Source organism: Mucilaginibacter sp. (assembly GCF_028287845.1).
Taxonomy (GTDB): domain Bacteria; phylum Bacteroidota; class Bacteroidia; order Sphingobacteriales; family Sphingobacteriaceae; genus Mucilaginibacter.
In genome coordinates, this window is record NZ_JAQBOW010000151.1 from 42,627 (window position 1) to 50,562 (window position 7,936).

Annotated in this window: 17 protein-coding genes; 5 read left to right on the forward strand and 12 right to left on the reverse strand. The window is 36.5% G+C overall.

All coding sequences use genetic code 11. The features are described from left to right. Positions 1-107: 107 nt before the first annotated feature. The 6 genes from JWP71_RS14705 to JWP71_RS14730 all read right to left on the reverse strand — a co-directional run bounded on the left by JWP71_RS14705 (position 108) and on the right by JWP71_RS14730 (position 1,929). Positions 108-299 (reverse strand): hypothetical protein, encoded by a 192-nt coding sequence (locus tag JWP71_RS14705; protein WP_299501435.1) that lies wholly within the window; start codon positions 297-299, stop codon positions 108-110. 53 nt (positions 300-352) lie between these two features. Continuing rightward, entirely contained in the window at positions 353-772 is a 420-nt protein-coding gene (locus JWP71_RS14710) for a YopX family protein (RefSeq protein ID WP_299501438.1), read from the reverse strand. Between the two features lie 11 nt (positions 773-783). Beyond that, the gene (locus tag JWP71_RS14715; RefSeq protein ID WP_299501441.1) at positions 784-1,020 is read right to left on the reverse strand and encodes a hypothetical protein; all 237 of its coding nucleotides are present in this window, start codon (positions 1,018-1,020) and stop codon (positions 784-786) included. 51 nt (positions 1,021-1,071) lie between these two features. Next, entirely contained in the window at positions 1,072-1,353 is a 282-nt protein-coding gene (locus tag JWP71_RS14720; protein WP_299501443.1) for a hypothetical protein, read from the reverse strand. Positions 1,354-1,426: 73 nt separating this feature from the next. Then, on the reverse strand, positions 1,427-1,609 hold the full coding sequence (locus JWP71_RS14725; RefSeq protein WP_299501444.1) for a DUF551 domain-containing protein: 183 nt from the start codon (positions 1,607-1,609) through the stop codon (positions 1,427-1,429). Between the two features lie 86 nt (positions 1,610-1,695). Then, complete coding sequence (locus JWP71_RS14730) at positions 1,696-1,929, reverse strand: hypothetical protein (RefSeq protein ID WP_299501446.1); 234 nt, start codon at positions 1,927-1,929, stop codon at positions 1,696-1,698. 166 nt (positions 1,930-2,095) lie between these two features. Here JWP71_RS14730 and JWP71_RS14735 point away from each other — a divergent pair, with 166 nt between their 5' ends. From JWP71_RS14735 to JWP71_RS14755, 5 genes are all read left to right on the forward strand, one after another. After that, positions 2,096-2,305 (forward strand): helix-turn-helix transcriptional regulator, encoded by a 210-nt coding sequence (locus JWP71_RS14735; protein ID WP_299501448.1) that lies wholly within the window; start codon positions 2,096-2,098, stop codon positions 2,303-2,305. 1 nt (position 2,306) lies between these two features. Beyond that, positions 2,307-2,594, forward strand: a complete 288-nt coding sequence (locus tag JWP71_RS14740) for a hypothetical protein (protein WP_299501449.1) — start codon at positions 2,307-2,309, stop codon at positions 2,592-2,594. An 81-nt stretch (positions 2,595-2,675) separates the two neighbouring features. Beyond that, complete coding sequence (locus JWP71_RS14745) at positions 2,676-2,879, forward strand: hypothetical protein (RefSeq protein WP_299501451.1); 204 nt, start codon at positions 2,676-2,678, stop codon at positions 2,877-2,879. Between the two features lie 366 nt (positions 2,880-3,245). Next, positions 3,246-3,530 carry a hypothetical protein gene (locus JWP71_RS14750; RefSeq protein ID WP_299501453.1) on the forward strand — a complete coding sequence of 95 codons (285 nt, stop codon included), beginning with the start codon at positions 3,246-3,248 and terminating at the stop codon, positions 3,528-3,530. Between the two features lie 33 nt (positions 3,531-3,563). Continuing rightward, the gene (locus tag JWP71_RS14755) at positions 3,564-3,908 is read left to right on the forward strand and encodes a hypothetical protein (RefSeq protein ID WP_299501455.1); all 345 of its coding nucleotides are present in this window, start codon (positions 3,564-3,566) and stop codon (positions 3,906-3,908) included. 62 nt (positions 3,909-3,970) lie between these two features. On the opposite strand, the gene JWP71_RS14760 is transcribed toward JWP71_RS14755, so the two are convergent. From JWP71_RS14760 to JWP71_RS14785, 6 genes are all read right to left on the reverse strand, one after another. Next, entirely contained in the window at positions 3,971-4,552 is a 582-nt protein-coding gene (locus tag JWP71_RS14760) for a DNA/RNA non-specific endonuclease (protein ID WP_299501457.1), read from the reverse strand. A gap of 3 nt (positions 4,553-4,555) precedes the next feature. After that, positions 4,556-5,008 carry a hypothetical protein gene (locus tag JWP71_RS14765; RefSeq protein WP_299501459.1) on the reverse strand — a complete coding sequence of 151 codons (453 nt, stop codon included), beginning with the start codon at positions 5,006-5,008 and terminating at the stop codon, positions 4,556-4,558. 110 nt (positions 5,009-5,118) lie between these two features. Next, a complete protein-coding gene (locus tag JWP71_RS14770) occupies positions 5,119-5,367 on the reverse strand; it encodes a hypothetical protein (protein WP_299501461.1) in 249 nt (82 codons plus the stop codon). A 49-nt stretch (positions 5,368-5,416) separates the two neighbouring features. Further along, complete coding sequence (locus tag JWP71_RS14775) at positions 5,417-5,962, reverse strand: glycosyl hydrolase 108 family protein (protein ID WP_299501464.1); 546 nt, start codon at positions 5,960-5,962, stop codon at positions 5,417-5,419. A gap of 109 nt (positions 5,963-6,071) precedes the next feature. Further along, positions 6,072-6,416 carry a hypothetical protein gene (locus JWP71_RS14780; RefSeq protein WP_299501466.1) on the reverse strand — a complete coding sequence of 115 codons (345 nt, stop codon included), beginning with the start codon at positions 6,414-6,416 and terminating at the stop codon, positions 6,072-6,074. Between the two features lie 96 nt (positions 6,417-6,512). Next, on the reverse strand, positions 6,513-7,936 hold a 1,424-nt coding region (locus tag JWP71_RS14785; RefSeq protein WP_299501468.1), incomplete at its 5' end, for a hypothetical protein.

Genomic DNA, 7,936 nt, shown 5'->3' on the forward strand with positions numbered 1-7,936 from the left:
ATAGTTCTTTTACTTCAATTCTGTTTGGAAAGTGAAGCCTTAGCCACATATGCTTGATATTGCCGATAATATAAATACTGATAACCTCTTGCTTAATAAGCTCATTATTATTTGGTGCTATTGCCATTGTTAAGTATGGTTAAAACTTTGTTAGCGTACTCTAATGTCGGTTCTTTATCGGGATAGCCAGATTTGATTATAATTGTATTATCTGGCTCTAACTGATCTTTGATATGCACCTCGTATTCAAACTTCAGCAGTGGCGTGCCCATATCATGTATTACAAATCTTTCAGCCATAATAATATATTTTAAGTAATAAACAGTTATTCTCTTAGTGGGGTAAAGGGTGGTTAAAATTGGGGTTTATGGACATTGCCGATAACCTTATCCTTGCTACAAAATGATAATAACATACCGGTTTGCCCATCCTCATTAACGCCTAACCAATTACAATTACCATCCCTTTTCTGCACGATATAAATATTTTCACCATGCTGTAAAGTATCGCCATCGTAAATATCTTTCCCATCGGGGTCGGCCTGTCCTGTAAATTCAATTACTTTCTTAAAAGAATAGTCGGCGTACAAATCGCCATGTCCGCACTCTACAACGTATGTTTCACATATGGGCTGGCAATTACACTCGGCAAGGCTTTCCCAAATATCATCCATTGACTTATTGATAATTTCTTCAATGGTAAACTCCCTTGTAATTACCGTGTCGCCGTTGTCGTTACCGAATAAAAATTTAAACTTTATTTCCCTTGCCATAATCTATACTATTAATCCTTTGTTAAAGTGTTCTTTTTAAGAATATCTTTTGCGTATTTTCTAAATACCGGCTCTGCCTTTTTTGTCAGATCTTCTAAAGAATATGCCTTTATGAATGCAGTACCTATTTCTACCGAATACTCAAAACCATAAGTACACATACGCGAGGTTAATATTCTCTTTGAAACAGAAAAACCATGTATTTTATCGTTGGTCAAAAACCATTCTGTATTATCGAAATTTGCCATATCCTTTGTTTAAGTGCCTGTATTATGTTCTTTATTGTGGTGGGGTGGTGGTTAATGAAATTCGGCCACAAAAAAATCTTCGGCAGATTCACCTCCCTGGGCCACTCTAATTTGTGTTTCTCCTTTAAATGCTGATAATACGAAATCATTCGTTTCTGAAAAACCTTGTTGACTATATATAATTCGTTCGTTTTCTTCTTCTATAATTTCGGTAACCTTTTCGAGCACCGCCTCGAAATTTTCTTTATACGTGGATTCTGTAATGATCCTCTCAATTAACACCTTTTCGGGGGTTATCAATATATTTGACTTATGCAGAATTGTTATTTTCATAATTCTTAAGTTTTACCCTCTACCCCCTATTGGTTGTTTTAAAAGAGGATTTGGTTTGGTTTTTCTTCTTTTTTTAAACTTTTGGCGGTTCGGGCATATCCATCCAGTGACTAATTCCCTTTGCTACCCAGCCGTTAAGGTCTGTTTCTTTGTGCATCAGCGAATAGTATATGGTTATTATACCGCCAGTAACATGATATACCATTATCGTTTTTTGAACAGCCGGTAACTTATCTTGCACTTTAATCCAGTTCATAATCTTTATGTTTTTTACTGCCAAATTCGCAAGCCTTGTGAGCGTTGCGGTGGCAGACCATGACTATCTCGCGGCACACGGTGTTTTTAACGATATTCTTTTTGAGCATTTACAAAGCCCGACCAATGGGAATTAACTCTTTCGTCTGCCCGATTGCTATTTGTAATTATAGAATGCGTTCCAGTATTTGGACTTATCATATACCAATGACAAGCAGGTTTCTTAATGCTTGTATTCCATTTTCCAATCACAAGATACATTTCGGCATCAAGATCAGATGCATATAGAACTCCTTTTGCTTTAATTTCGGTAGTTGTCATGTGAGATAGTTTTATTTGCCTTGATTGACAATACAAGTGTAACACTATAATGTTATATATGCAAATATAAAATAATAAAGTTATTAACATTTTAATGTTATATATTGTGTATAATATTTACAGGTGTTGTTTTTATATATAACATTTTATTGTTACCTTTGTCGATATGACCAAAGAAACCGTAGGTGGCGAAATTAAAGCACGTAGGAATCAACTAAAATTAACGCAAAAGCAATTAGCCGATAAGCTAAAGATTGCTGTTCAGCATATCCCAAATATCGAAAAAGGGGTTACTAATCTTACTTTAGAACGGCTTATCGCTATATGCGAAGCATTGGATATGGAATTAAAATTTAAGCACCTTAAAAAGAAATAAAATGTTTGAGGTTAAATACAACCGAATTAATGCCATTGTTATTTTAGATGCCTTTGACCGCATTCCGATGGTAAAAGACGGCAAAGGCGATGCAGGTGCAATGGTTTCATTTATGAGTGATATTAAAACGTTTAAAGAGTTCAGGAACGCTTATAATTTGGCGGATGATAAAGAGGAGCAACTAAAACATATCAGTAATTGGAATAAATATATTCAGTTACGGGAAAGCGAGGATTTTATCCCGCATTTTGATAGCAATAATAAATTACTTTATAAATCACTATTTTAATAAACTTCCCGAAAAAGAAAAAAGAAGAAATAAAACCCCCTATAAGTAACCCCTTAATGATAACTAACAACTGATGGAGATATGAAGGATGTAAATAAAATCGCAATTGTGGGATATATGCCATCTGCTTTACATGCTAAACGAATGGTTGAGGAAAATATATCCAAGCCTTTAAAAGAGGAAACGTATAGTATTACCAACCCTTATAATTTTGAGTTGCCATTTCAAACTCCGATAACCAGAAGAGAACGCAGGGCATTAAATCGCAAAAATAAAAAGAATTAACACCCCTACAAACAACTGTTAAATTATGATAGCTTTAAATATTGGATATAAACAACACGAAGGCGGGTATTCAACTTTATCCAATTGCCCTATTTTTTGGGACGAACCCGTTAAATCATTTTTACGAAATATAAGGTATAAGTATAATATTAAAACACTATTTAGGTGGGCTAAAGATTATCATGTACCACCAAGCTTATTGTGTCTATTCGTTACACTTGATACTGGCAAACAATTTAAGATACATCTTATCAACGTTCGGGAGTATAAAAAACATTGGGATAGCATTTATAAAAAGGGTTAACAATTGTTAAATTAGGTAGTAGGATAACACTTAAAATTATGGGATGTAGTTGTAAATCTGGAATGTCTGAAACCGAAATACGGGAGCGCCATGTTTTAATAGAATTGCCTCATAACTTAGAGCGGACACGGAGAATTAAAAAAGGGCTGTCAACCTCAATAGCGATAGATGGTTGTATAGTTGAAGATATAATACACCTATGGCGCAATGGAATAATAACTACGGGCTGTTGTTGTGGACATAACGGATATTTCCCCCGAATGGTTAATGTCAACCCCGAAAGCGTAGATAAAATGTATTCGATGGGCTATGAACAATTTCACAACGATTACACTTTTAAGATTTAATTTAACCCCCTACTAATAAAGGATAGAAAGACAATGATAAAGCAAAATGAGTTGAGGGTTGGTAATTGGATATTAAGTGTAAGCGGTGAACCATTTCGGGTAAACGCCTATGATTTAGTGGATATAGAAAGATTCCCCCATAATCCGATTGTACTAACACCCGAAATGCTTGAAAGATGCAGTTTTGAAAATGTTAAAGGATTGTGGTATGAGCATACGGAGTTTAGTATTTTTCTTACAGAATGCGGAGGGGTCTATTTTGGCGAAGTGTTAAATGTAGACAGCCCGATAATAGCACGAATTAAATACCTCCATCAATTACAGAATCTTTTTTTCGCCCTCTTTCAAAAAGAATTGGAGGTAAAAGAAATAGCATAAAAGAACGGAGCTTAACCTTGCGTCTTGCCCCGTTCAACCAATTAAACCTAACCATGAAAAGACTATTTTAATTTGTAGTAACCGTAGTCGTGAATATTAACGGTATCATTATTGGGCATGCTGTATTTTTCATAATGCCCCTTGTACCAAATTTCTTTATCACACCATAATGGAATAGTAACCTTATCAACGCCCATATATCCTTTTACGCCATGCCAATAAACCTTTATTTTAACCACGCCTAAAGTTCTGATATAGTTTTCAAGAGCAAGCCATGTAAGCCGGTTTAGCTTTGGCAATTGTGGGTAAATATTAGCTTGGTCAAACGAATTGAACTCGTCAATAGTATTTCCATTTTCATCAGAAGCGTTGCATAAATGCCCCTGATCGTAGCCCGAATGGGCGTAATCTCTATTCTCGTTTAATCGCCCACCAGTAGCATGAAAGCCTGCTGAACGATTAGCCGCTTTTTTATGCGGGGTTGAAATATAAACTACACTATCGGGAATAAGTGTTTTGCTATTCCAATAACTTGTATATCCAGGATAAACTATTTTCACCACCTGGCCGTAACAATTACTACCTATAACAGAAGCAACCATTAGCACCCAACATGCTATATGCCTTTTGTCTATGTTTTTCATTAATTAAACTATTAAATTCTTTCCTATTTCTTCATAGAATGTTTGCTGCAACTTCTGCAGATCAGTTATTGAAACGCCGTCTTTGGTTAGCTCATTCGATAACGCCGTCCATATACTACCTAATAATACTGACTTTACGGGCGATGAATTAACTATAGCAACTCCATCAGCCACGATCTGATCGGGAGTTTTATTTACCTCATCCTGTACGATTTTTAAATCTACCAATACCTTTGGAAGTGCCGCCCTAACATCCGCTAAGATAAGATCATCAACCGTACCTGGTATTAAGGCAACCAATGTATTTAATATTTCAGGGTGCGCTGCATCTATTGTTTTAAATCCATTCACGATATACGATGCTATATCGATTAGTTTTTTACTGTCGGGCAATATCTTTGAAATAAAGTTAGTGGCCCATGAACTGATTGATTGTACTACTGTTTTTAATGACATGATTTTGTTTGTTTAAATTGTTAAGATTAAGCAGCCGGCGTACTTTATCCCGTGATCCCTACGCTAATTTCGCAACCGGTGCTTAAAATATTTTTAATTATTTTCCTTTTTTATATAGTTGCAATCGGTGCCGCTGGCGTCATTTGAGCCTTGTCTAAGGCAGCAGAAATAGTTTCATCCTTTTTAGATGAACTATTAGAGGTATCATAAAAATACTTCACCACAAGTGTTAAAAGCACTATACAGCTATCGTGTAGCTGTGGCGTAGTTTTTAAAAGATTTATCAGCTCCCATAAAAGAAAAACAGCTAATAGGTTTTTAAATGGAAAGCCTTTTAAGTAGTCAAAAAATTGTTTCATTATTTTAGTTTTTAGTGATTATTTAAAATAGTGTTGTTTCTTATTATAGCTACGTATAATAAGGTTTAATCCGGCTTATCCATGATTTAAGAAAAACCAATTGGCCGGGATTTTTACTTAATGAATGATAAAATCTTATCCTTTCAGCGTTATATCTATCATATGTATTTTTAGCATCTAATGAATTTGTTTCGGCAATAGTATGATTACCTATAACCCCATCAATCGCAACGCCTACAATGGACTGTAATACTTTTGCCGCTTCGTCTACGCCGCTATTTACGCCAAAGTCATACACATTATTAGCAAGCTGTTGATCGTTGATTAGATCAAGTTTATTTACGTCCCAAAAGTTTTGTCTATAGAATGACGCAACCGACTTTTGCATAATGGGATTAGAGGACATGTACGCATCAATACCATGTACGCCGCCATGTTGCTTTTTATATAAGTCAATTAAACTCCATCCACTCCAGTTAGGCCAAAACTTTCGGGATATACCCGCATAAGTTTCACCCCCATGATCGTTAGGGTTATTAGCATAACCACCTTCATTATGTCCGGTTAGCTTATATGCTTTGTCAAAATCTGCCATATCAAAAAATAAAAAACAATAAATAAATTAAAACAGCTGTATCATTTAAAACCCCTTAACACCCCAAACACAAATAATAGAATCATCACTATGCCCACAATCCAAACCATCAGTTAACCTCTCTGTCGCGCGATATTCCGTTTTTATCTTTAACATGTATTACCCTTGTAAGTCTCCATTTTGGCGCCGTTTCAAGTTTTTCTAAGCGCTGGTCTTGACTATAATTAGTAGTGCTATCGATAATCAATGATCTGCTAATAGCTTTGGTATTTCCGTTCTCTATCTTTAAGTGATCTTCATATTCAGGCCGTTTAACAAGGCTTGCGTTATATACAAAAACCCCCCATACAAAACCTATTATGCCACCGAGTATCATACCAAAAAATGAAAATACAGGCCACAGCTTTATCACCTTTTTAACAAGATTAGATGTTTCATCCATCTTATCGGACATAGTATTTAACTTTTCATTATGTAGCTCTAAGGGGCTCATCATTATATCTTTATATTGTTTGCGATTTGTTGTAGGTTTTTCATGTTTAAGTTGTGATTAATGAGCTGTCCAATTTGTACCGTTGTAGAATACGGGTATTCTAACAGAACCGCCTCCTACAACAGTTGCATTATAAGAGGGTGATAAAGCATCGGTTACGTAAGCCAGTGCCCCCACCGGTTGTCCAATTGGTAATAGCGCTACAGTAAAAACTCCTGGAGTTATAGTAGTGCCGGCAGTTATATTAGCCGCAGCCTGTAGGGTTAGCGCCCCTATTAGGGCACTGGATGATATATTGCCTGAAAAATTTCCTGTCGTACCTTGTATTCCTGCTGCTGTTAGATTACCTGAAAATGTTCCGGTTGGTGCTGATATATTACCCGAAGTACCAAAGTTACCACTTCCATCTAATGACGCTATCCCGACTCTGTTGTGTTGCCAATAAAATTGGCCCCCTATTGCTCCAAATACAACAGAATTACTGCCTTCTAATACTGAATTATTGGCCCAATTAGTTACTCCAGCACCGCTTGCTCCATTTTGCCAAATAAAAAAACTACTACTGTTATTATTATTAGTAATGTCCCATGTTAAAGCGCCGGGATTACTACCGGTTATACCGCTTCCACTTGCGAATCTTGGCGAATTTGCCGTGCCTAAATTTTGGTTAATAGTATAGGCCGTGATATTACTTGCTGTACCACCTATGCTTAAAGCGCTGGCTGTTCCAGTGGCATTTGCTAATCCTATACTTGACGGTGTTCCGGCAACGCCATTAAACAATATCGGGGCCCCCGCAGATCCTATATTTACAGCCAAAGCAGGTTGCACTCCTGCTCCAAAGGGAATGGACGCTTGTTTAGCAGCAAGATCCGTAACTAAATTTGTTACCTGGCTTTCCGAAATCTGTATAGGGGTGTTAGCAGATGCTGTGAGCAAGCCTTTGCCGTTTACTGTATAAGTAGGTACATTTGATGCTGTGCCAAAACTGCCAGTATTTGCATTTACTATAGCTAAAGTAAATGCCGCTGTTACATTTGTAGACCCGTTGAATGAGGGGCTTGTATAAGTCCCGTCTCCTGTTATGCCAATAGTTCTTCCTGTAGCAAGATTAGTAGCAGTAGAGGCATTCCCCGTTAATGCGGCAGTTATTATGCCAGCGGAAAAATTACCATTTACATCTCTCAGTACTAAACTATTACTCAAACTTGCTGTTTGAGGAAAAAAAGTACTTCCATCAACAGCGTTAATTTTTTCTAATGGAAGGCTGCTATTGGGCCTAATGCCTAATGTGCTTCCCCATGCAGATGCTAATATCGTATAACCAGCATTATTAGGGTGCTCGTTATCTGCCAAATAAGCAGTATTTCCAGTACCCATTTGTGTTAAATCGTAACGTACCAAAGCATATCCATTAGTAGTTGCAAAATCTACAATGGCTTTAACATAATCTTGATAAGTATATCCGGCGGCTATTATTG

What these genes read in the sequence shown, in the direction of transcription:
- JWP71_RS14735 (WP_299501448.1), top strand. Translation starts at nt 2,096, where the DNA reads ATGACCAAAGAAACCGTAGGTGGCGAAATTAAAGCACGTAGGAATCAA.
- JWP71_RS14715 (WP_299501441.1), bottom strand. Translation starts at nt 1,020, where the DNA reads ATGGCAAATTTCGATAATACAGAATGGTTTTTGACCAACGATAAAATA.
- JWP71_RS14705 (WP_299501435.1), bottom strand. Translation starts at nt 299, where the DNA reads ATGGCTGAAAGATTTGTAATACATGATATGGGCACGCCACTGCTGAAG.
- JWP71_RS14750 (WP_299501453.1), top strand. Translation starts at nt 3,246, where the DNA reads ATGTCTGAAACCGAAATACGGGAGCGCCATGTTTTAATAGAATTGCCT.
- JWP71_RS14755 (WP_299501455.1), top strand. Translation starts at nt 3,564, where the DNA reads ATGATAAAGCAAAATGAGTTGAGGGTTGGTAATTGGATATTAAGTGTA.
- JWP71_RS14720 (WP_299501443.1), bottom strand. Translation starts at nt 1,353, where the DNA reads ATGAAAATAACAATTCTGCATAAGTCAAATATATTGATAACCCCCGAA.
- JWP71_RS14730 (WP_299501446.1), bottom strand. Translation starts at nt 1,929, where the DNA reads ATGACAACTACCGAAATTAAAGCAAAAGGAGTTCTATATGCATCTGAT.
- JWP71_RS14770 (WP_299501461.1), bottom strand. Translation starts at nt 5,367, where the DNA reads ATGAAACAATTTTTTGACTACTTAAAAGGCTTTCCATTTAAAAACCTA.
- JWP71_RS14725 (WP_299501444.1), bottom strand. Translation starts at nt 1,609, where the DNA reads ATGAACTGGATTAAAGTGCAAGATAAGTTACCGGCTGTTCAAAAAACG.
- JWP71_RS14740 (WP_299501449.1), top strand. Translation starts at nt 2,307, where the DNA reads ATGTTTGAGGTTAAATACAACCGAATTAATGCCATTGTTATTTTAGAT.
- JWP71_RS14710 (WP_299501438.1), bottom strand. Translation starts at nt 772, where the DNA reads ATGGCAAGGGAAATAAAGTTTAAATTTTTATTCGGTAACGACAACGGC.
- JWP71_RS14760 (WP_299501457.1), bottom strand. Translation starts at nt 4,552, where the DNA reads ATGAAAAACATAGACAAAAGGCATATAGCATGTTGGGTGCTAATGGTT.
- JWP71_RS14775 (WP_299501464.1), bottom strand. Translation starts at nt 5,962, where the DNA reads ATGGCAGATTTTGACAAAGCATATAAGCTAACCGGACATAATGAAGGT.
- JWP71_RS14745 (WP_299501451.1), top strand. Translation starts at nt 2,676, where the DNA reads ATGAAGGATGTAAATAAAATCGCAATTGTGGGATATATGCCATCTGCT.
- JWP71_RS14765 (WP_299501459.1), bottom strand. Translation starts at nt 5,008, where the DNA reads ATGTCATTAAAAACAGTAGTACAATCAATCAGTTCATGGGCCACTAAC.
- JWP71_RS14780 (WP_299501466.1), bottom strand. Translation starts at nt 6,416, where the DNA reads ATGTCCGATAAGATGGATGAAACATCTAATCTTGTTAAAAAGGTGATA.